Source organism: Phaeobacter sp. LSS9 (genome assembly GCF_003443595.1).
In the GTDB taxonomy this organism is placed as follows: Bacteria; Pseudomonadota; Alphaproteobacteria; order Rhodobacterales; family Rhodobacteraceae; genus Phaeobacter; species Phaeobacter piscinae.
Genome location: NZ_CP031956.1, coordinates 2,493,857 through 2,515,625 on the forward strand (window position 1 = coordinate 2,493,857; position 21,769 = coordinate 2,515,625).

22 protein-coding genes are annotated in these 21,769 nt (G+C 61.8%); 16 read left to right on the top strand and 6 right to left on the bottom strand.

What is annotated here, in order from left to right:
- The first annotated feature begins 89 nt into the window (after nucleotides 1-89).
- On the top strand, nucleotides 90-1,025 hold the full coding sequence (locus D1820_RS12010; RefSeq protein ID WP_118070180.1) for a DMT family transporter: 936 nt from the start codon (nucleotides 90-92) through the stop codon (nucleotides 1,023-1,025).
- A gap of 20 nt (nucleotides 1,026-1,045) precedes the next feature.
- On the opposite strand, the gene D1820_RS12015 is transcribed toward D1820_RS12010, so the two are convergent.
- Nucleotides 1,046-1,492: a MarR family winged helix-turn-helix transcriptional regulator gene (locus D1820_RS12015; RefSeq protein WP_102898008.1), complete on the bottom strand. Its 447-nt coding sequence runs from the start codon at nucleotides 1,490-1,492 to the stop codon at nucleotides 1,046-1,048.
- Nucleotides 1,493-1,611: 119 nt separating this feature from the next.
- Between D1820_RS12015 and D1820_RS12020 the strand changes: the two genes are divergently transcribed.
- Nucleotides 1,612-2,040 (top strand): organic hydroperoxide resistance protein, encoded by a 429-nt coding sequence (locus D1820_RS12020; protein ID WP_040175289.1) that lies wholly within the window; start codon nucleotides 1,612-1,614, stop codon nucleotides 2,038-2,040.
- Nucleotides 2,041-2,154: 114 nt separating this feature from the next.
- Here D1820_RS12020 and D1820_RS12025 read toward each other — a convergent pair whose 3' ends face one another.
- A complete protein-coding gene (locus D1820_RS12025; RefSeq protein WP_118069242.1) occupies nucleotides 2,155-3,021 on the bottom strand; it encodes a branched-chain amino acid aminotransferase in 867 nt (288 codons plus the stop codon).
- A 158-nt stretch (nucleotides 3,022-3,179) separates the two neighbouring features.
- Here D1820_RS12025 and D1820_RS12030 point away from each other — a divergent pair, with 158 nt between their 5' ends.
- From D1820_RS12030 to dxs, 6 genes are all read left to right on the top strand, one after another.
- Entirely contained in the window at nucleotides 3,180-3,692 is a 513-nt protein-coding gene (locus tag D1820_RS12030) for a MarR family winged helix-turn-helix transcriptional regulator (RefSeq protein WP_024098794.1), read from the top strand.
- Nucleotides 3,689-4,390: a response regulator gene (locus D1820_RS12035; RefSeq protein WP_040175285.1), complete on the top strand. Its 702-nt coding sequence runs from the start codon at nucleotides 3,689-3,691 to the stop codon at nucleotides 4,388-4,390. The genes D1820_RS12030 and D1820_RS12035 overlap by 4 nt, the downstream gene beginning before the upstream one ends.
- Before the next feature lie 93 nt (nucleotides 4,391-4,483).
- Nucleotides 4,484-5,410, top strand: a complete 927-nt coding sequence (locus tag D1820_RS12040; protein ID WP_118069243.1) for a histone deacetylase family protein — start codon at nucleotides 4,484-4,486, stop codon at nucleotides 5,408-5,410.
- Nucleotides 5,407-5,661, top strand: coding sequence for an exodeoxyribonuclease VII small subunit (locus tag D1820_RS12045; RefSeq protein WP_040175280.1), 255 nt, complete (start codon nucleotides 5,407-5,409; stop codon nucleotides 5,659-5,661). Before D1820_RS12040 ends, D1820_RS12045 begins: the two co-directional genes overlap by 4 nt.
- 3 nt (nucleotides 5,662-5,664) lie before the next feature.
- Nucleotides 5,665-6,567 carry a polyprenyl synthetase family protein gene (locus D1820_RS12050; protein ID WP_118069244.1) on the top strand — a complete coding sequence of 301 codons (903 nt, stop codon included), beginning with the start codon at nucleotides 5,665-5,667 and terminating at the stop codon, nucleotides 6,565-6,567.
- Between the two features lie 47 nt (nucleotides 6,568-6,614).
- A complete protein-coding gene (gene dxs, locus D1820_RS12055) occupies nucleotides 6,615-8,543 on the top strand; it encodes a 1-deoxy-D-xylulose-5-phosphate synthase (protein ID WP_118069245.1) in 1,929 nt (642 codons plus the stop codon).
- On the opposite strand, the gene D1820_RS12060 is transcribed toward dxs, so the two are convergent.
- The gene (locus tag D1820_RS12060) at nucleotides 8,540-9,427 is read right to left on the bottom strand and encodes an SDR family oxidoreductase (RefSeq protein ID WP_118069246.1); all 888 of its coding nucleotides are present in this window, start codon (nucleotides 9,425-9,427) and stop codon (nucleotides 8,540-8,542) included. The two genes, dxs and D1820_RS12060, sit on opposite strands and share 4 nt — an antisense overlap.
- Before the next feature lie 73 nt (nucleotides 9,428-9,500).
- Between D1820_RS12060 and D1820_RS12065 the strand changes: the two genes are divergently transcribed.
- On the top strand, nucleotides 9,501-10,136 hold the full coding sequence (locus D1820_RS12065) for a class I SAM-dependent methyltransferase (protein WP_118069247.1): 636 nt from the start codon (nucleotides 9,501-9,503) through the stop codon (nucleotides 10,134-10,136).
- Between the two features lie 197 nt (nucleotides 10,137-10,333).
- Here the strand turns inward: D1820_RS12065 and D1820_RS12070 are convergent, their stop codons facing one another.
- From D1820_RS12070 to D1820_RS12080, 3 genes are all read right to left on the bottom strand, one after another.
- Complete coding sequence (locus D1820_RS12070) at nucleotides 10,334-11,119, bottom strand: carnitinyl-CoA dehydratase (RefSeq protein WP_118069248.1); 786 nt, start codon at nucleotides 11,117-11,119, stop codon at nucleotides 10,334-10,336.
- Nucleotides 11,112-13,178, bottom strand: coding sequence for an acetate--CoA ligase family protein (locus tag D1820_RS12075; protein WP_118069249.1), 2,067 nt, complete (start codon nucleotides 13,176-13,178; stop codon nucleotides 11,112-11,114). Before D1820_RS12075 ends, D1820_RS12070 begins: the two co-directional genes overlap by 8 nt.
- Before the next feature lie 284 nt (nucleotides 13,179-13,462).
- Nucleotides 13,463-14,626 (bottom strand): acyl-CoA dehydrogenase family protein, encoded by a 1,164-nt coding sequence (locus D1820_RS12080; protein ID WP_118069250.1) that lies wholly within the window; start codon nucleotides 14,624-14,626, stop codon nucleotides 13,463-13,465.
- Between the two features lie 91 nt (nucleotides 14,627-14,717).
- Between D1820_RS12080 and D1820_RS12085 the strand changes: the two genes are divergently transcribed.
- The 7 genes from D1820_RS12085 to msrA all read left to right on the top strand — a co-directional run bounded on the left by D1820_RS12085 (nucleotide 14,718) and on the right by msrA (nucleotide 21,734).
- Nucleotides 14,718-15,662 carry a GlxA family transcriptional regulator gene (locus D1820_RS12085; RefSeq protein WP_118069251.1) on the top strand — a complete coding sequence of 315 codons (945 nt, stop codon included), beginning with the start codon at nucleotides 14,718-14,720 and terminating at the stop codon, nucleotides 15,660-15,662.
- Between the two features lie 108 nt (nucleotides 15,663-15,770).
- A complete protein-coding gene (gene ade / locus D1820_RS12090; RefSeq protein ID WP_118069252.1) occupies nucleotides 15,771-17,579 on the top strand; it encodes an adenine deaminase in 1,809 nt (602 codons plus the stop codon).
- 70 nt (nucleotides 17,580-17,649) lie between these two features.
- On the top strand, nucleotides 17,650-19,131 hold the full coding sequence (locus D1820_RS12095; protein ID WP_118069253.1) for an AMP nucleosidase: 1,482 nt from the start codon (nucleotides 17,650-17,652) through the stop codon (nucleotides 19,129-19,131).
- A 141-nt stretch (nucleotides 19,132-19,272) separates the two neighbouring features.
- The gene (locus tag D1820_RS12100) at nucleotides 19,273-19,560 is read left to right on the top strand and encodes an HU family DNA-binding protein (protein WP_014876311.1); all 288 of its coding nucleotides are present in this window, start codon (nucleotides 19,273-19,275) and stop codon (nucleotides 19,558-19,560) included.
- A 209-nt stretch (nucleotides 19,561-19,769) separates the two neighbouring features.
- Nucleotides 19,770-20,654 (top strand): DMT family transporter, encoded by an 885-nt coding sequence (locus D1820_RS12105; RefSeq protein ID WP_040179172.1) that lies wholly within the window; start codon nucleotides 19,770-19,772, stop codon nucleotides 20,652-20,654.
- Between the two features lie 112 nt (nucleotides 20,655-20,766).
- Nucleotides 20,767-21,216, top strand: a complete 450-nt coding sequence (msrB, locus tag D1820_RS12110; RefSeq protein WP_014876313.1) for a peptide-methionine (R)-S-oxide reductase MsrB — start codon at nucleotides 20,767-20,769, stop codon at nucleotides 21,214-21,216.
- Entirely contained in the window at nucleotides 21,213-21,734 is a 522-nt protein-coding gene (gene msrA, locus D1820_RS12115; RefSeq protein WP_118069254.1) for a peptide-methionine (S)-S-oxide reductase MsrA, read from the top strand. The genes msrB and msrA overlap by 4 nt, the downstream gene beginning before the upstream one ends.
- Nucleotides 21,735-21,769: the final 35 nt, after the last annotated feature.

The window sequence follows — 21,769 nt, forward strand, 5'->3', positions numbered from 1 at the left end:
GATGATTGCGGTGCTGCGTGACCTTGGACAAAGCCGGGCGGGAAAATCAACCCGTTGCACTTTTCGACGCGGCGGCGCAGGGTCTGGCCATGGTCAAATCCTTAACATCGCATCAACCCGGCCGCGCCATCGCGCTGAAACTGGCCGCGATTGCCCTGTTCACCGGGCTGTCGGCGATTATCAAGGCGACCTCCGACGTGGTGCCCGCTGGTGAAGCGGTGTTTTTCCGCTCCTTCTTTGCCATTCCGGTTATTCTCGTCTGGCTGTCCATGCGGGGCGAGCTGGGGCGCGGACTGCGAACGACCCATCCGGGCAAGCATTTCCTGCGCGGCATTCTGGGCACAACTGCGATGGGCATGACCTTCATGGGGCTGGGAATGCTGCCGCTGCCAGAAGTCACGGCGATTGGCTATGCCACCCCGATTTTCACACTCATTCTGGCGGCCCTGTTGCTGGGCGAGCGGATCAGGCTGATCCGAATCAGCGCCGTGACCATCGGGTTGATTGGCGTTCTTGTGATGCTCTGGCCGCGATTGGGCAGTGGCGATCTGGGGGATACCGCGACTATCGGCGCCATCCTGATCCTGATCGCCACGATGGCGCGCGGACTGGTGCAGATCCACATCCGCCGCATGGTGATGACGGAGCATACCGCCGCCATCGTGTTCTATTTTTCGCTCACCGCCTCGATCCTGTCGCTGTGCACGCTGCCGTTCGGCTGGGTCTGGCCTGATCCAACCACGCTGGCACTCTTGATCGGCGCGGGTCTGGTCGGGGGCGTGGCGCAGATCCTTGTCACATCCTCCTACCGTTTTGCGCCCGCCTCCATGCTGGCGCCCTATGACTATTCCTCGATGCTGTTTGCCATCCTCTTGGGCTACATCTGGTTCAACGAGCTGCCGACGCTGGTGATGCTGATTGGCGCCGGACTGGTGATTGCCGGCAATGTGCTGGTGATCTGGCGTGAAAGCCGGCTGGGGCTGGAACGTGGCAAGGCGCGGTCTGTCACAGATCCCAAGGGGTAAGCCACAGCCCGCGCCGCGCTCTACTTGGCCGCCATTCGTGCCCGCAGCGCATTGACCCGGTCGCGCAGGTCCAGAATATCCTGAAGATCGCCGCCCATCTCCTCAACCGCGCAGGCGGTGATCTCGCCTGCCTGCACCGCAAGATCCCGGCCCTTTGCGCTAAGCTGGACCAATCGGCTGCGGTCATCCTCTGGGTTGGGGACCCGGGACAGGAAACCCGCCACCTCCATCCGTTTCAGCAAGGGCGTCAGCGTATTGGTTTCCAGATCCAGCCGCTGGCCCAATGCGCCGACGGTCTGCCCGTCAGCGTGATAAAGCGAGATCAGCACCAGATATTGCGGATAGGTCAGCCCTAAAGGCGCCAGCAAAGGACGGTAAAGCCGGGTCAACGCATGATTTGCCGAATAGATGGCAAAACACAAAAGATCCGGCGTATCCGGGATGTCAGGAGGCGGCGCATTGGTCATAGGTATAATTTAAATCGCGCACGATCCATCTGCAAGGACTTGACCTTGGCGCAAGGAGACCCATTTATATCGCACACGACATAAATAACTCCGACAGTGACCCAGGAAAGGATCCCGCCATGAGCGTCTCCCCCGTCTATACCGCATCAGCCACTGCAACCGGTGGCCGCGATGGCAAGGCCAGCATTCACGACAGCGACCTCAGCTTTGATCTGGATCCGCCCAAGGAGATGGGTGGCGGCGGCAACGGCAGCAACCCCGAGCAGCTGTTCGCAGCCGGCTATGCGGCCTGCTATATTGGCGCTATGAAATTTGCGACCACGCAGGATGACAGCCTGGCCAAAGTCCCGAATGATGTGTCGGTCCACGCCGAGGTCGGCATCGGTCCGCGTGACGAGGGCGGTTTTGGCCTGACGGTCGCGCTGAAGGTGGCGCTGCCCGGCCTCTCCCCCGAAGAAGCACAGGCCGTGACCGAGGCAGGCCACAAGATCTGTCCTTATTCCAACGCTGTGCGCGGCAATGTGACCGTCACAACTGAACTGGTCTGAGACCCGGTTTCATGCACGTCCGATCCCTGCACGCAGGGGCTGGGCGCATACGGAAAAAGCGCGGAGTCACCTCCGCGCTTTTGCAGTTTAACCGGATCGGAAACGGCTGGATGATCAGCTGCGCACCAGCTCCTCATAGGCCTTGGCGATGTCTTGGGTCAGTTCCCCCACCTCAAAGCTGTGCGGGCCGATCTGGCCAACGGGGGTGACCTCTGCCGCGGTGCCGGTCAGCCAGCATTGCTCAAACCCGTCGAGTTCTTCCGGCATGATGTGACGCTCATGCACGGTGATGCCGCGATCTTTCAGCATGCCGATCACGGTCTGACGGGTGATGCCGTTCAGGAAACAGTCAGGTGTCGGCGTGTGAACCTCGCCGTCCTTCACGAAGAAGATGTTGGCGCCGGTCGCCTCCGCCACATAGCCGCGATAGTCCATGAACAGCGCATCCGAGCAGCCCTTGGCCTCAGCCTTGTGCTTGGAGATGGTGCAGATCATGTAGAGGCCCGCCGCCTTGGCGTGAACCGGGATGGTTTCCGGGCTTGGGCGTTTCCACTCCGCGATATCCAGCTTGGCGCCCTGCATCTTGGCGTCGCCGTAATAGGCACCCCAGCCCCAGACCGCGATGGCCATGCGCACCGGGTTTTTCGCCGATGCGACACCCATATCCTCGCCCGAGCCACGCCACACAACCGCGCGCACATAGGCATCCTGCAGACCAGAGGCCTTGAGGGTTTCATCCTTCGCCGCTTCGATCTGATCGACGGTGTAGGGCATCGGCATGTCCAGCGCCTCGGCCGAGGCGATCAACCGCTCGGAATGTTCGCGGCTTTTGAAGATTTTGCCGTTATAAGCCCGCTCGCCCTCAAAGACGGAGGAGGCGTAATGCATGGCATGGCTGAGGATGTGGACCTTGGCATCGCGCCAGTTGACCATCTCACCATCCATCCAGATCAAACCGTCCCGATCATCATACCCAGCCATGGCGCACCTCCTAATATCTCGCCGAATTTTCATAAGTTGCGCACCATATGACCGGTTCGGACATAATATTGCGCTAAACCTGCGATTCGATACATCTTCGGACTTGGAATGTCAACAACGCTGACTTAAAATGACCCCAGCACAACAGGGAGAGACCCATGGCAGAAGGGCGACCGGGGCAGGGATTTGGCGGCGAAAGCCTGCTGTTTCTGACGGATGAGCAGTTGCGGCAGGGCATCGAGGCGATGTTCTTTGCCTATCGCGGATTTACCGCAGACCCGGATCGGATCCTGGCGGAGATGGCCTATGGCCGGGCGCACCATCGGGCCATCCACTTCATCAATCGCGCACCGGGCACGACGGTGAACAACCTGCTGTCCATTCTCGGGGTGACCAAACAGTCGCTCAATCGCGTGCTCCGGGCGCTGATCGGCGACGGTCTGGTCGAGAGCCGGGTTGGGGTCACCGACAAACGGGAACGGCATTTGTTCCTGACCGATAAGGGGCGCGCATTGGAGGCCACCCTGTCGGATGCCCAGCGCGCCCGGATGCGCACCGCGTATAAGGATGCCGGACCGGAAGCGGTTCAGGGCTTCAAACGGGTGCTGGAGGCGATGATGGATGCCGATATGCGCCGCGCCTACGCCAAGCTGCGGGAGAGTGGCACATGACCCAGTTCGATTCCCATCTGCTGATTGTCGATGATGATGAGCGCATCCGTGGCCTGCTGAAGAAATTCTTGATGCGGGCCGGGTTTCTGGTCACCGCCGCGCGCGATGCGGCCCATGCCCGGCGGGTGCTGTCGGGGCTGGATTTCGATCTGATTGTGCTGGATGTGATGATGCCGGGCGAGGATGGGATCTCTCTCACCCGGTCGCTGCGCGAAACCATCGCCACACCGATCCTGCTTTTGACGGCGAAGGGAGAGACCGAAGACCGCATCGAAGGGCTGGAAGCGGGCGCGGATGATTATCTGGCCAAACCGTTTGAACCCAAGGAGCTGCTGTTGCGGATCAACGCGATCCTGCGGCGGATGCCGGAGCCGGCCGCCAGCGAGGCCGCCCCCAAGGTGCTGCATCTGGGGCCAATCCGCTATGATATTGAACGCGGCGAGATGTGGCAGGGCGAGGAGCTGATCCGCCTGACCGGCACCGAAAACCAGCTGATGAAGATCTTTTCCGCCTGTCCGGGCGAACCGGTGAGCCGCACCAAACTGGTCGAGGATCTGGGCCGCGATCGAGGGCAGGCGCAGGAACGGGCGGTGGACGTTCAGATCACCCGCCTGCGGCGCAAGATCGAACCCAATCCGAAACAGCCGCAATACCTGCAGACGGTGCGCGGTGCGGGCTATATGTTGGCACCGGACTAAGCCTCAGGGCCGGGAACCGCTGCGCGGTATTTTGAGCCTTCGACGGGGATATTTGTGGCCAGAAGAAGCGGCCGGAAGAAACGGGGACGCCTCATGACGACTGCCTTGATCACCCATGCTGATTGCCTGACCCATGTCACACCTGACGGCCACCCCGAACGAGTGGCCCGACTGGAACATGTGCTGCATGCGCTTGAGGGGCTGAGGCTGCCCCGTGTCACCGCGCCGATGGCGGCAGAGGATGATATCCTGCGCATTCACCCGGCCAGCTATCTCGCGGATCTGCGCAAGGCGCTGCCGAAGGAGGGGTTTGGCCGGATTGATGGGGATACCTTCCTGTCGCCAGGCTCGCTGGATGCGGCGTTTCGCGCAGCAGGGGCAGCAGTGCGGGCGGTGGATCTGGTTGTCAGCGGCGCGGTCCAGAATGCCTTTGCCGCCGTGCGCCCGCCCGGCCATCACACGGAAACCGACACTGCGATGGGGTTTTGCCTGTTCGGCAATGCCGCGCTGGCGGCCAAACATGCCCTGGATCACCACGGTCTGGCCCGTGTGGCCGTGGTGGATTTCGATGTGCATCACGGCAATGGTACGCAGGATCTGTTGTGGGATGAGGCACGCGCGCTGTTCATTTCCAGCCAGCAGATGCCGCTTTGGCCCGGATCCGGTCGACCGGAGGAAGATGGCGCCCACAGCCAGATCCTGAACCTGCCATTGCCGCCCGGATCAGGCGGCGTTCAGATGAAAGCAGCCTATGTCGATCAGGCCTTCCCACGGTTGCGGGCCTTCAAACCGGAGCTGATCATAATTTCGGCCGGATTCGACGCCCATCAGGACGACCCGCTGGCAGAACTGATGTGGAGCACCGAGGATTTCCGCTGGTTGACCCGCGAGCTCTGCGCGTTGGCGGCAGAGCTGTGCGGTGGTCGTATCGTCTCGACTTTGGAGGGGGGATATGATCTGAACGCGCTGGCCGCAGCGGCCAAAGCCCATGTGGAAGAATTGATAGAGGCAGGCACATGACCGACACATCCAACGAGACTCCTGTTGAAGAGCTGAGCTTTGAACAGGCGATGCGCGCGCTTGAAACCGTGGTGGACCAGCTGGAACGTGGCGATGTGGCGCTGGATGCCTCCATCGCGCTCTATGACCGCGGCGCCAAGTTGAAGAAACGCTGCGAGGATGAGCTGAAGCGGGCCGAGGAAAAGGTGGCGGCGATCACGCTGGATGCCAAGGGTACGCCGACCGGCACCCAGCCTCTGGATGCTGGCTGACCCATGGCTGCCGCCGCAGATGCCACCGCGCAACACCACAGTTCTGCGCGCCCTTTTGCGCAGGCGTTGAAGGACGCGCAGACCCGGATCACAGCGCATATGGATGCGCGGCTCGGCGGCGGCGATGCGCTGCACGCTGCGATGCGCTATGCCGTCACCGGCGGCAAGATGCTGCGCGGGTTTCTGGTGCTGGAGAGCGCCCGCCTGCATGGCATCACTGAGGAGGCCGCGCTAGAGGCGGCACTGGCAATCGAATGTATTCACGCCTACTCGCTGGTGCATGATGATCTGCCCTGCATGGATGATGACGATCTGCGCCGCGGTCAGCCCACCGTTCACAAAAAATGGGATGAGGCGATGGCGGTGCTGGCGGGCGACAGCCTGCAGACATTTGCGTTTGAGCTGCTCGCCAACCCCAGGATCGGCCCGCAGGCGCTGCCGCTGATCCGTGGTCTGGCGCAAGCCTCTGGCAAGGACGGGATGGTCTCTGGGCAGATGCTGGATATCGCGGCAGAAACCGCCACCACGCCGCTGGATCTGGAACAGATCACACAGCTGCAAAACCGTAAGACCGGCTGTCTCATCTCTTGGTCCGCTACCGCAGGTGCCGTGATGGCCGGGGCGGATGAGACCCCGCTGCGACGCTATGCCGATGCGCTTGGCCTTGCTTTTCAAATCGCAGATGACATCTTGGACGTGGAAGGCGACGCGGCCAAGGTTGGCAAAGCCGTCCGTAAAGATGCTGATGCGGGCAAGGCCACCTTTGTGTCGCTGTTAGGACTGGACGCCGCAAAAACACGCGCCAGCGCCCTGATGGAACAGGCCTGCGAGGCGCTGACCCCCTATGGCGATGCCGCAGAAACCTTGAAGGACGCCGCGCGCTTCGTTATCTCGCGCGATAGCTGAGCCGCACAATGCGTGCACCGCCAAAGCAACACGCCCAAGGAGCTGCCATGTCAGACCGGCCCCAGACCCCCCTTCTGGATCAGATCACCCGCCCGGCAGATCTGAAATCCTTGAGCGATGCGCAGCTGACGCAGGTTGCCCAGGAGTTGCGCCAGGAAACGATTTCCGCCGTTTCGGTCACCGGTGGCCATCTGGGCGCCGGGTTGGGGGTCGTGGAGCTGACCACCGCGCTGCATGCGGTGTTTGACACGCCACGCGATAAAATCATCTGGGATGTCTCGCACCAGTGTTATCCGCACAAGATCCTGACGGGACGGCGCGACCGCATTCGCACATTGCGGATGAAGGACGGGCTGAGCGGGTTTACCAAACGCTCGGAATCGCCTTTTGACCCCTTTGGGGCGGCGCATAGCTCCACTTCGATCAGCGCGGCGCTTGGCTTTGCCGTGGCGCGCGACCTGGGCGGTGTGGTGCCCGAGGGGCTGGGCGATGCGATTGCAGTGATCGGTGATGGGTCGATGTCGGCCGGCATGGCGTTTGAGGCGATGAACAATGCAGGCCATCTGGGCAAGCGGCTGATTGTCATTCTGAACGACAATGAGATGTCGATTGCCCCGCCGGTTGGGGCGCTGTCCTCCTATCTGTCGCGGCTTTATGCCGAGGAACCGTTTCAGGAGCTGAAAGCGGTGGCCAAGGGCGCTGCATCCTTGCTGCCGGAACCCTTCCGCGAGGGGGCCAAACGCGCCAAGGATATGCTGAAGGGCATGGCGGTAGGTGGCACCTTGTTTGAAAGCCTGGGCTTTTCCTACCTCGGGCCGATTGATGGCCATGATATGGACCAGCTGCTGCCAGTGCTGCGCACCGTGAAGGCCCGCGCCACCGGTCCGATTCTGATCCATGTGCTGACGAAGAAGGGCAAGGGGTATGCCCCCGCTGAGGCCGCTCGCGACAAGGGTCATGCCACCGCCAAATTCGACATGGTGACAGGTGAGCAGAAGAAAGCGCCCTCCAACGCGCCCTCTTACACTGCTGTCTTTGGCAAGGAATTGGTGCGGCTGGCAGCCGAGGATGACAAAATTTGCGCCGTCACCGCCGCGATGCCCGATGGCACCGGTCTGAGCCTGATGGCTGAACGCTACCCCTCGCGCACATTCGACGTCGGTATCGCAGAACAGCATGGCGTGACCTTCGCCGCGGCGCTTGCGGCGGGCGGGATGAAACCCTTCTGTGCGATGTATTCCACCTTCCTGCAGCGCGGGTATGACCAAGTGGTCCATGACGTGGCGATCCAGCGCCTGCCGGTACGCTTTGCCATCGACCGCGCCGGTCTTGTCGGGGCGGATGGGGCGACCCATGCGGGCAGTTTCGACATTGCCTATATGGCCAACCTGCCCGGCATGGTGGTGATGGCCGCCGCCGATGAGGCCGAGCTGGCGCATATGACGGCCACGGCCGCGGCCTATGACGACGGCCCCATCGCCTTCCGCTATCCGCGTGGTGAGGGCGAAGGCGTCGATATGCCGGAAGCGCCCGAGGTGCTGGAGATCGGCAAAGGTCGCATGATCCAAGAGGGGAAACGCGTGGCGATCCTGTCCTTTGGCACCCGTCTGGGTGAAGTCAGGAAAGCCGCCGAGGCGCTGAGCGCAAAGGGCATCACCCCGACGATTGCCGATGCCCGCTTTGCCAAGCCGCTGGACCGCGACATGATCCTGAAGCTCGCCGCAGACCATGAGGCGCTGATCACCATTGAGGAAGGCGCAGTGGGCGGCTTTGGTTCCCACGTCGCGCAGCTGCTGGCCGAAGAGGGCGTTTTTGACAGCGGGCTGAAGTTCCGCTCCATGGTGCTGCCCGATACCTTCATCGATCAGGCCAGCCCGGCGGATATGTACAATGTCGCCGCCATGAACGCGCCGCAGATCGAAGCCAAGGTTCTGGATGTTCTGGGCGTGGCGTCGATTGGAGAGAAGCGGGCTTAAACCCCCGTCGTCTCCGGCGGGGGGATGAAGGTTTCCAGATCTTCGGCGGCGCGGACGGCGCGGAGACCTTCGCGGTAGGTTGGATAGAGCAGCTCCACCCCCAGATCTTCCTTGATGCGCTGATTGGCGACGCGTTTGTTTTCGCCGTAGAAACTGCGCGCCATGGGGGTCATGCCGGCCTCATCGAAAGGGACCTCGGCAGGGACTGGCAGGCCCAGAAGCTCGGCGGCAAAGCCCAGCACATCCTGCGGCGGGGCCGGGTCATTGTCACAAAGGTTGTAAACTGCGCCGGGATTGGGCTGCGCGATTGAGGCGGCGAGAACCTGCGCGATGTCCTCCACATGGATGCGCGAGAACACCTGCCCCGGTTTCACGATGCGCCGCGCCTTCCCGGCCATCAGCTTGGCAAAGGGACCGCGACCGGGACCGTAGATCCCGGCGAGGCGAAAGATATGCAGCGGCAGATCGGGAATGGCCTGCCAACCCGTCTCAGCGGCGGCGCGCCAGCGACCACGCTGACTGGAGGGGGTGACGGCTGTGTCCTCATCCACCCAGGCGCCATCATGATCACCATAGACCGCGGTGGTGGAGAGGTAGCCGACCCACTCCAAAGTGTCGCCATGGGCGGCGGCTGCCAGCGCATCCGCCAATTCCGCCAGCACCGGATCCCCCGCATCGGTCGGGCCTACCGACGACAGGATATGCGTCACCCCGTCAAGCGACAGAGACGCACCGGGCCAGGTGATCAGGTCGACACCGGGCACCGGCACCGCATCCTCGACCGACCGGGTGGTGCCAATCACGCGCCAGCCGGCCTGAAGCAGCCGGGGAGCCAATGCGCGGGCGGTATAGCCAAATCCAAGACAGAGCAGCGTTTTTGTCATGGCTCATAGATGCGCGCGGCTCTTCTTGGGTGCAAGGGTTGATTCAGAGGTCAAAACCGCATTTCCTGTACCCATGGCGGAAAAACCGATCACCCTGACCACAGCCTATGGGCTGGAGACGCCGGACCATTCTCGGCAGCTCTATGCCGACTGGGCCGAAAGTTACGACCAGAGCTTTGCACAAGAGACGGGTTATATCCTGCCGGATCAGGTGGCCGGGCTGTTTGCCGCAGCGGAGGGATATGGCCCGGTTCTGGACGTCGGGGCGGGCACGGGACTATGTGGCGTGGCGCTGAACCGGCGCGGGATCGCGCCGATTGATGCGACGGATATCAGTCCTGAAATGCTGGCCCAGGCGCTGCGCAAGGATGTCTACCGCGATGTGATCGAGGCGGATCTGACGGTGGGCGTGCCGGTGCCGCGTGCCGCTTATGCCGGGGTGGTGTCCTCTGGCACCTTCACCCATGGCCATGTTGGCCCTCAGGTTCTGCCGGGCTTGCTGCGCCTTTCGCGACCCGGCGCGGTGTTTGCGCTGGCTGTGAATGCGCGGTTCTCGGCCCGGTCCGGCTTTGCCTCAGCATTGGAGCGGTTGCAGGACGGGGGTTGGATCCGCAACCTGACTCTGCCTGAGGTCGCCATCTACGGTGCCAAGGCGACCGGCGCCCATAGCGCGGACACGGCACTGATTGCTTTGTTTTCCAAGGTCTAGCGCCAGCGCGTACGATACCCGTGATCCAAGTTTCGGTCTGATATGTTGCGGGACCCGCTGCGCCATAGGGCGCAGCGCCACGCCCAACGGCACAGGGGGACCATCAGGTCACCCGAAGCGGGCGGGCGTGCCAGCCATTCAAAACTCCCCGCCATTCATCGCCGCATAGGACCTCGAAAACCGGATCACGCCCCTTCTTAGCGGCCCTTCCAGGCCGGATCTCGTTTCTCGGCGAAGGCCCGCGCGCCTTCCATCTGGTCCTCACTGTCATAGAGCACATCAACACTGCGCAGCTGGCGTTTGGTGATCCGGTTCATGGCGTCCTGAAATTTGCTATCCTCAGCGTCGCGGACGATCTCCTTGATTGCGGCGTAAACCAGCGGCGGGCCTGACGCGAGCAGGCGGGCCAATTCCCAGGCGCGGTCCAACAGCTGGTCCGCCGCCACAATTTCATTCACCAAGCCCCAGCGATGGGCCTCTTCTGCATCAAACCAGCGCCCCGTCAGCAACAGCTCCATGGCGATGTGATAGGGAATGCGTTTGGGCAATTTGATCGAAGCGGCATCCGCCACCGTGCCGGAGCGAATTTCCGGCAGCGCAAAGGTGGCGTGATCTGCGGCAAGGATCATATCCGCCGACAGCGCCAGTTCCAGCCCGCCACCGCAGGCGATACCGTTCACGGCGGCGATCACCGGCTTGTTCATATCGCGCAGCTCCTGCAGCCCACCGAAGCCGCCAACACCGTAATCGCCGTCAACCGCATCTCCGTCGGCCGCCGCTTTCAGATCCCAACCGGGGCAGAAAAATTTCTCACCGCCGCCGGTCAGAATCGCCACACGCAGTTCAGGATCATCGCGAAACTCCCGAAACACCTCGCCCATGGCAACGCTGGTTTTCAGATCAATAGCGTTGGCCTTTGGCCGATCCAGTGTGATTTCCAGAATGGCACCGTCGCGGCGCGTCCGGATGGGGGTATCAGTCATGGGTCAATTCCTTTTCTCGCAGCAGCGCGTCCACCGCTATGGCGTCACTGGGCGTACAAATCAGCGGGTTGATTTCAATTTCTTCAACTGTGTCCGAATGGGCAAGCACATAGCGTTCCACCGCCCGCACCGCCCGCAGAACAGCCGGACGATCTGCTGCCGGGGCACCGCGATACCCGTCAAGCAACCGGGTGATCCGCAGTTGATCCAGCGCCGCCTCCAGCATGGTGTCGCTGACCGGCAGCAGCAGCGACACGCTGTCCTCCAGCAGCTCGGTCCACACACCACCGGCACCCAGCGTCAGCACAAACCCATGTGCCGGATCGCGCGTCACCCCGATCAGCAGTTCCGCAACCGTCCCGGTGATCATCTCCTCCAGCAGCAGTTGATCTCCCGGCATCTCCCGCGCGGCGTCGACGACAGCCTTTTGTGATCCAAGGGCAAGGCGCACCGCGCCAGCTTCGCTTTTGTGGGCAAGGCCTTCGGCCTTCAATACGAGGGGGAAGCCAACTTCTGATGTTACCTCAGCCAGCGTCTCGTCCAGCGTTACCCGGGACAAACGACAGCTCCGTGGAATTCGCAGACCGGTTGCGGCAAGGCGCTGTTTGGCGATGCCTTCCGGCACAAGCGCCATGTCAGAGATCACCCCATCAGGGTCCGGCGGGGGCAGGAGCGCAGGCACATCCGACGGGCTTGCGATCTGGCTGGCGGCTACCGTGGCGCTCATTGCCTCCCGCAGACCACAAAGCGGCACCACCCCCGCTGCGAGCAGGCGGTGCGCGATTTCCTCAGGCATGAGTTCGGGCAGTGTCGCAACCATAGCCAAAGGAGCGCCAGTGTGCATCCGCGTGGCCACGGCGGCCTCAATTGCACACGCCCAATCTGCAGCACTACACCGATCCTCACGTGGGAAATCCACAATCAGCATCAACAGATCCAGATCAGGATGCACCATAGCACTGAACGCCTGTGTCATCGCAGGCACATCCCGCCAGATGTAGGTGTGGTAGTCCAGCGGATTGGCCAGTGCCACCATAGGCCCAAGTGCGGCCCGCAGCGCCTGATGCTGCCCGTCAGACAGCGGCGGAAAGGTGACGCCCTGCGCCTGTCCCAGATCCGCGGCGAGACTGGCCTCCCCACCGGAACAACTGATCGTGGCAACCTGTGATCCCCGTCGAGGACCAAGCACATGCAGAATTTTCAGCGTTTCCAAGAACACTGGCAAATCATCGACCCGCGCGATGCCACAGCGCCGCAGGAAGGCTGCTGCTCCTGCCTCCTGCCCCGCCAGCGATGCGGTATGCGACAGGGTCGCGGCCTGTGCCTGATCCGAGCGCCCCACCTTCAGCGCCACAATCGGCTTGCCACAGGCCGCGGCCTCCTGCGCCAGCGCCTCAAACGCGCGCAGATCACGGATACCTTCAATATGCAGGCCAATGGCGGTGACACGAGGATCATCCAGCAGGCCACGCGCGATCTCCGCCATATCGCTTTGCGCCTGATTTCCGACGGTGATCATATAGGCTATCGGCAGCCCACGCGCCTGCATAGTCAGATTGATGGCGATATTGGAACTCTGGGTGAGAATGGCGACACCCTGCGCGACCTGTGTGCCACCATGCTGATCCGGCCAGAGCAGGGCGCCGTCCAGATAGTTGATGAACCCATAGCAATTGGGGCCAAGGATCGGCATCTCTCCCGCCGCTTGCAAAAGATGGTTCTGCAGGTCGGCCCCATCACCGGCCTCCCTCTGGGCCTCGCGAAAACCGGAGGCAAAACAGACCGCCCCCCCAGCCCCCCGGCGAGAGAGCGCCGCGACCGCTTCGACGGTGGCATGTCTGTTGACGCCGATAAAGCTGGCATCGGGCGCGGCGGGCAAATCATCCACCGATGCAAACACCGTCAAGCCGCAGACCTCCGCAGCCTTCGGATGCACCGGCCAGATCTGACCGGAAAACCCGATATTCTGCAATTGTTCGATCACCTGACGACACCAGGCACCGCCACCGATCACCGCGATGGAAGAGGGCCGAAACAAAGTGCTGAAGTCACGTATCATTGCCACGGCTCCCGCCTGAACAGAGACCTGATGCCTTCGGCGAGGATATTTGGAGCCAGAAGATGGGTAGGGTTTCATTAACCAGAATCGACGAGCCTCGACCGGCGGTACAGGCGGGGACGCCGATGACCGCGCCAGGAGATGGCCCCCGGTTGCGGCAACGCCCTTCCGGGGGCTTGACCCTTTCTGCATCTTCTGGCTCCAAATATCCTCGCCGAAGGCGAAATCTGACCCGCCTGCCCGACGCGTCCGGGTAGAGCCTGAGACCGTTCGCCACCATGCTCTCAACCACCCTGCGCGCGCAGCAACTCGCGGCTGATGATATGGCGCTGGATTTCGCTGGTCCCTTCCCAGATTCGCTCCACTCGCGCGTCGCGCCAGATGCGTTCCAGTGGCAACTCATCCATCAGGCCCATACCGCCGTGAATCTGGATCGCCTCATCCGCCACCATGGCGAGCATCTCGGTCGCCTTGAGTTTGGCCATCGACATATCGGCTTCGGTCACGCTGCCCTGATCAAATTTCCAAGCGGCCTCCCAGGTCAGGAGGTTCGCCGCTTTCAGTTCCGTTGCCATATCGGCCAACTTAAAGGAAACCCCCTGAAATTTCCCAATCTGCTGGCCAAACTGGCGGCGTTCAGCGGCGTAGGAGATCGCATGATCCAGCGCGCGTTCCGCCCGTCCGAGACAGGTCGCAGCCACCTGCAGCCGGGTGGCACCCAACCAGGTGTTGGCCACATCAAAGCCTTTGTCGACCTCACCCAGAACGGAAGATTTGGGCAGGCGGCAGTCGTCGAATTCCAGCACCGCATTGGTGTAGCCCCGGTGGCTCACATTACGGTAGCCATCGCGAATGGTGAAACCTGGCGTCCCCTTATCGACGAAGAAAGCGGTGATTTTCTTCTTTGGTCCGCGCGGGGTGTCCTCCTCGCCGGTGGCCATGAACACAATGGCGAAATCGGCGATATCCGCGTGGCTGATGAAATGCTTGGTGCCGTTCAGAATGAAGTCATCGCCATCGCGATGGGCGGTGGCGGTCATGCCGCGCAGATCGGAACCAGCCCCTGGTTCTGTCATCGCCAGACAGTCCCATTTTTCGCCTCGGATGCAGGGGTAGAGATATTTCTCTTTCTGCTCCTCGGTGCCCGCCAGAAGGATGTTCGACGGGCGCGCAACGCAGGTCCAATGCAGGGCATAATTGGCGCGGCCTAGCTCCTTTTCATAGAGCAGCCATGTCAGCGTATCGAGGCCCGCACCGCCGACCTCCTCAGGCATATTGGCGGCATATAATCCGGCCTCAATCGCCTTGGCCTGGATCTCGCGCACCAACTCCATTGGCAAATGGCCACTGCGCTCCACCTCCAGTTCATGCGGATAAAGCTCCTTGGTGACAAAGGCGCGCGTGGTGTCCACGATCATCGACTGTTCTTCGGACAGGCCAAACTGCATTTCCGCTCCCCCTTTTGGTGGATTTCTGCGTTGCTCTTGACCTGAGCCTAGGGCTGGGAGAGGCTGCTATCGTGCAGAAACGGACATTTTCATGCCAAGTTGGAAGAAACCTCACGCCGCACCGCAGCAGATCGACCTGCTGCTGTTTGACCAGTTCTCCGGCCACTGCCTCGCCAATACAGTTGAGCCCCTGCGTGCGGCGAACAGCTTTGCCGGGCGGCAGGTGTATTCCTGGCGGTTTGTTACGGTGGATGGCGGCACCGCGATGTCTTCTGCCAGCATGGAGGTCACCGCGCAGATGCCGCTGCGCAAGGCCGAGGGCGATATGCTGATTGCGATGCCCAGCTATGGCTATCTGCGCCACGCAACTGAGACCACCGCGCGGGGGTTGCGGGCGGCAGAGCAACGCTATGACGTTCTGGCAGGGTTTGACACGGGCGCCTGGCTGCTGGCGGCGGCCGGGCTGCTGAATGGCTATCGCGCCACCATTCACAGCTCGGAACTGGAGGCTTTTGCCGACATGTTTCCGGCGGTTCAGGCGGAGACACATCGGTTTCTCTGGGATCGTGACCGGCTGACCTGCTCCGGCGCCATGGCGGCCTTTGACGGGGTCCTCGACATGATTGCACAGCAGCACGGGCAAGCGTTGCGACTGGATGTGGCAGCCCTGTTTTTGAGCGAAAGCCAAACCGGGAGCGGCCGATCAGCCCCTGTGCGCGGCACCTCCGTGGCCCGGGCCATCCGGGCGATGGAGGCCAATCTGGAAACGCCGCTACCGCTGGAAGAGGTGGCACGTCAGGCAGGGCGCAGCCTGCGGGATCTGGCGCGCCGCACGCGGGGCGAGTTGGGCGCGACACCGCAGGCGCTTTATCGGCATTTGCGGCTAAAAAAAGCGAAACGCCTTGTCTTAGAGACAGATTTCAGTGTCGCAGAGATTGCGTTACGTTGCGGATATGAGGATCCCAGCGCGTTGACCCGCGCCTTTCGCAACGCCTTTGCGACCACGCCGCGCGCCCTGCGCGCCGCCCGAAGATAGCACTGGCGGCTCCCGGCAGCAGTCTTCTTGTTTTGCAAAAAGCAGCTATTGTTTGCGCTCGCAGTTAAGAGGCCTTGCGCTTGCCCGGGTTATCAGAACAATTGGGCCATGACAGATATCGCATTCCCAAGCTGGCCCGACGTTGCCCCCCAATTGATCGAAGTCGCGGCAGGTCGCCGCCCTGCGGATACGGTGATCCGCAAGGGGGTCTGGGTCAATGTTCACACCCGCGAACAACTGCCCGATCATGACATCGCCATTGTTGCAGGGCGCATCGCCTATGTCGGTCCCGACGCGAGCTATTGCACCGGTCCCGACACCGAGGTGATTGAAGCCGATGGGCGCTATATGATCCCCGGCCTCTGCGATGCGCACATGCATATTGAATCCGGGATGCTGACCCCCGCAGAATTCGCCCGTGCAGTGATCCCGCACGGCACGACATCAATGTTCACCGACCCGCATGAGATCGCCAATGTGTTGGGGTTGGAAGGTGTGCGCCTGATGCATGACGAGGCGCTGTTACAGCCGGTCAATATCTTCACCCAGATGCCCTCCTGCGCGCCCTCCGCGCCGGGGTTGGAGACCACCGGCTATGAAATTTCACCCGAGGATGTTGCCGAGGCGATGAGCTGGCCGGGGATTATCGGTCTGGGTGAAATGATGAATTTCCCCGGCGTGGCGGCGGGGGATCCGAAGATGCTGGCCGAGATCGCGGCGACACAACGCGCGGGCAAAACCGTGGGCGGGCATTACGCCTCCCCTGATCTGGGGCCGGATTTCGCGGCCTATGTGGCGGGCGGTCCGGCCGACGACCACGAGGGCACCTGCGAGGCGGATGCCATCGCCCGGATGCGGCAGGGGATGCGCGCGATGGTGCGACTGGGATCGGCCTGGTACGACGTTGAGGCGCAGATCACCGCCATCACCGAAAAGGGGCTGGATCCGCGCAACTTCATCCTGTGTACCGACGACTGCCATTCCGGCACATTGGTCAATGATGGCCATATGAACCGGGTGGTGCGCCACGCCATCGACTGTGGCTGTGATCCGTTGATTGCGATCCAGATGGCGACGATCAACACCGCGACACATTTCGGGCTGGAGCGGGATATCGGTTCCCTCACACCGGGGCGGCGCGCCGATGTGATCCTGACATCCGACCTCAAAACCCTGCCGATTGAGGTGGTGATGGCCCGTGGTCAGATTGTTGCCAAGGATGGTCAGATCACCGTGGATTGCCCGCATCTGGACTGGCCGGACAGCGCACGGGGCACGGTGCATCTGGGGCATGAATTGAGTGCGGCGGATTTCGAAATCAGCGCGCCGGACGGCGCCAATTCCGTGACTGCGAATGTGATCGGTGTCGTGGAGAACCAGGCCCCAACCAAGGCACTACAGGCAGAGCTACCGGTGGTCGACGGGCTGGTCGAAGGCAACCAGGAGGTCTGCCAGATCGCATTGGTGGAACGGCACCGTGCGACGGGCGGTGTGACCAACGCCTTTGTCTCAGGCTTTGGGTACAATGGACGGATGGCGATGGCCTCCACCGTGGCGCATGACAGCCATCATATGATTGTGGTTGGCACCGACCGCGACCAGATGGCGCTGGCCGCCAATCGTCTGGCCGAGGTCGGCGGCGGTATCACCATTTTCCGCGATGGCGCCGAACTGGCACTGGTGGAACTGCCCATCGCCGGGCTGATGTCCGACAGCCCCGCCACCGAAGTTGCCGCGAAGGCGCAAAAAATGGTGGAAGCGATGGAGACCTGCGGCTGCAGCCTCAACAACGCCTATATGCAGCATTCGCTGCTGGCGCTGGTGGTGATCCCCGAGTTGCGGATTTCCGATCTGGGGCTGGTGGATGTGCGCAGTTTTGAACAGATCCCGGTGATCGTGAGTGCCCAACCCGCCTGACCGCCCACCCGTTTCAACCGACCTTCTGAGCCGCACAGCGGACCCCGTTTTCCAGTGATCGAGCATACTCATGACAACAGTTAAAACCCCTCAACTCCCGGCGGCGGAAGAGTTCACGGATGCGGCGGCAGCTGTCGCCCGGCTGGAGCTTCTGCACCGCGAGGCGACACAGTTTCTTTGCGCTGAATTCTCGCGAATATTGAGCGATGGCCCAGCAGTCGGCAGCACCGGCACCACGCATCGTATTCGTGCGTTCTACCCCGAGATCCGCTTTACCACATCGTCCTTTGCGCAGGTGGACAGCCGGTTGAGTTACGGCCATGTCTCAGCCCCCGGCACTTATGCCACCACGGTGACCCGCCCCGACCTGTTCCGCCATTATCTGACCCAGCAGATCGGCCTGTTGATCCGCAATCACGGCCAGCCTGTGACCATCGCGGTTTCTGACACGCCGATCCCGGTGCATTTTGCGGTGGCGGCAGATCCCAGCCTGACCGTTCCGCAGGAAGGTGCGGCCGGGTTCACGTTGCGCGATGTCTTTGATGTGCCGGATCTGGCGACGACTAATGATGACATTGTGAACGGCACCTATAAATCAACCGATGACACCGGGCCGTTGGCGTTGTTCACGGCACAGCGCGTGGATTATTCGCTGGCCCGCCTCGCCCATTACACCGCGACCGATGCCAGCCATTTCCAGAACCATGTTCTGTTCACCAACTACCAGTTTTATGTGGCCGAATTCGAAGCCTACGCCCGTGCACAACTGGCGGATCCCGCATCGGGCTACAGCAGCTTTGTCAGCACCGGTGACCACGAGATCACCGAGGCCGAGGCGGAGATCCCTGCGATTGCAAAACTGCCTCAAATGCCGACCTATCACCTGAAACGGGAAGACGGCAGTGGCATCACGCTGGTCAATATCGGTGTCGGCCCGTCCAACGCCAAGACCGCCACAGATCATATCGCGGTTCTGCGGCCGCATGCCTGGCTGATGGTTGGTCACTGTGCCGGTTTGCGCAACACCCAGACGCTGGGCGATTTCGTGCTGGGCCATGGCTATCTGCGCGAAGATCACGTGCTGGATGACGACCTGCCGATCTGGACGCCAATTCCGGCGCTGGCGGAGATTCAGGTCGCGCTTGAGGATGCGGTGGCAGAGGTGACAGAGCTGGAAGGCTACGACCTGAAACGGATCATGCGGACAGGCACCGTCGCGACCATCGACAACCGCAACTGGGAACTGCGCGATCAGTCCGGCCCGGTGCAGCGGCTGTCACAATCGCGCGCCATCGCGCTGGATATGGAGAGCGCCACCATCGCCGCCAACGGTTATCGTTTCCGGGTGCCCTATGGCACGCTGCTGTGTGTCTCCGACAAACCGCTGCATGGCGAGCTGAAGCTGCCCGGTATGGCGTCTGAGTTCTATCACACGCAGGTTGCGCGGCATTTGCAAATCGGGATAAAGGCGATGGAGCAGCTGCGCGGCATGCCGCTGGAACGTTTGCACAGCCGAAAACTGCGTTCCTTTGACGAAACTGCCTTTCTTTGAGGGCTATTTTGCCTCTAATTCTGCGAAAACCCCTATTTTATGGGGTTTTTGACAACACTACTCGTTGTGTTCGTACACTACATAACGCTAGAGTTACGCGATGAGGCCCCATAACTCGGGCAGTGACAAGGAGACCTAAGAATGTCCAAACCGATGACCAAGACCCAGCTTGTTGCCGCACTGGCTGAAGAGATGGACAGCGATAAGAAGGCCGCAGGCGCAGCGCTTGACGCTGTTTGCGCGCTGATCACTCGCGAAGTATCCGGCGGTGGCGCTGTGACTCTGCCCGGCGTTGGCAAGATCTACTGCCGCGAGCGCCCCGAGCGCGAAGTGCGCAACCCGGCCACCGGTGAGAAGTTCACCAAAGAGGCCGACAAGGTGGTCAAGATGACCATCGCCAAAGCGCTGAAAGACAGCGTGAACGGCTAAGGGTTACGGCACGGTTGACCGTGTTGCGGGTCGCCTTTTCAGGCGGCCCTTTTTTGTGCCACCTTATCTGCTGCGCGGCTGATGCGGGCGGCCGGACCCGGGGGCGCGAATTCTGTTCCCTGCGAATGCTTGCCTTGCTAAACATATTCCAACTGCGCCTGACCAGGTGACGGTAGGGACCGGTGGCTGACCGGCAGGGGGACATGATCATGGATCTGCGCGCTTTGGCGATGGGGCTGGCCTTTGCCTTCATGTGGTCGTCTGCCTTCACCTCTGCGCGGATCATCGTGGCCGATGCCTCACCGCTGTATTCGCTGGCATTCCGGTTTCTGGTTTCCGGTCTGATCGGCGTCGCGGTTGCCCGCTACATGGGACAGAGCTGGCGTCTGACGCGCGGCCAGCTGAAGGCTACAATCATCTTTGGCATCTGCCAGAACGCGCTTTATCTCGGCCTGAACTTCGTCGCGATGGAAACCATCGAGGCCTCTCTGGCGGCGATCATCGCCTCAACGATGCCGATGCTGGTCGCCATTGCGCTGTGGCTGGTTTACGGCGAACGGCTGCCTGCGCTGGGAGTTGTGGGACTGCTGGCGGGGGTGCTGGGCGTCGCCTTGATCATGGGCACCCGCATCAGCGCCGGGGTTGATCTGTTTGGTGTTCTGCTCTGCGGGATCGGTGTGCTGGCCCTGACACTGGCGACGCTGGCCCTGCGCGGCGCGACCTCCGGCGGCAACTACATGATGGTGGTGGGGCTGCAAATGCTGGTCGGTTCGGCTGTTCTGTTTGTGGCGGCCCCGATGGTCGAGACCTTCCGCCTGACCCCCAGCTGGCCGCTGGCGCTGGCCTTTGTCTACACCACGCTTGTTCCCGGTCTGACCGCCACTTTCATCTGGGTGCTGCTGTTGAACCGGATTGGCGCAGTGCGCGCCGCGACGTTCCATTTTCTCAACCCGGTCTTCGGCGTCGCGGTGGCCAGTGCCCTGCTGGGAGAGCAATTGGGGCTGTTGGATATCATCGGCGTCGGGATCGTCACCTTTGGCATTCTGGCGGTGCAATTGGCGCGGCAGTCCGCGCAGCGCACACCAAAGCCATGACATCGCCCTGCGCTCTGACACCACACACGCAATCGCGAGCCGCTGAAATACAGCTTTGCTTTTGCCCCGAACGACCCCATTTACAGCAACACAAGCACGATCGGAGGACATGATGCGCAGCTATTCCAAAGACCCGGACGCCATTGCGGCCCTCTCGGAAGAAGAATTCTACGTCACCCAAAACGCCGGTACGGAACGCCCCGGCACCGGCAAGCTGCTCGGCAACAAGGAACCCGGTATCTATGTCGATATCGTTTCTGGCGAGCCGCTGTTTGCCTCTGCCGACAAATATGAATCCGGCTGCGGCTGGCCGAGTTTCACCAAGCCCATTGAGCCTGCCCATGTGCAGGAGCTGGAGGACCGGACCCTTGGCATGATCCGCACCGAGGTTCGCTCGACCCATGGGGACAGCCATTTGGGGCATGTGTTCCCGGACGGTCCGGCAGACCGTGGCGGCCTGCGTTACTGCATCAATTCAGCCTCCCTGCGGTTCGTGCATCTGGACGACATGCGGGCAGAAGGCTACGGCGATTATATAGATCAAGTGGAGGATAGAAGATGAGCAGCACGACTGAACGTGCCGTCCTGGCCGGTGGGTGTTTCTGGGGCATGCAGGACCTGATCCGCAAGCGCCCGGGCATCATCAGCACCCGCGTCGGTTACTCCGGCGGCGATGTGCCCAATGCGACCTACAGGAACCACGGCACCCATGCCGAGGCGATTGAGATCATGTTTGATCCCAGCCAAACCAGTTACCGCGCGCTGCTGGAGTTCTTTTTTCAGATCCATGATCCTACCACGGTCAATCAGCAGGGCAATGACCTCGGCATGAGCTATCGCTCCGCGATCTACTATGTGGATGCCCACCAGAAGGCGATTGCCGAAGACACCATCGCTGATGTCGATGCCTCGGGGCTGTGGCCCGGCAAGGTGGTCACAGAGGTCGAGCCGGTTGGTGATTTCTGGGAAGCGGAGCCCGAGCATCAGGACTATCTGGAGCGGCAGCCCAACGGCTATACCTGCCATTTTGCCCGTCCCGATTGGGTCCTGCCCAAGCGCAGCGAGACTGCTGCCGAGTAAACCGCCCGTATCGGGCAGCCCTGAACCACAAAGGC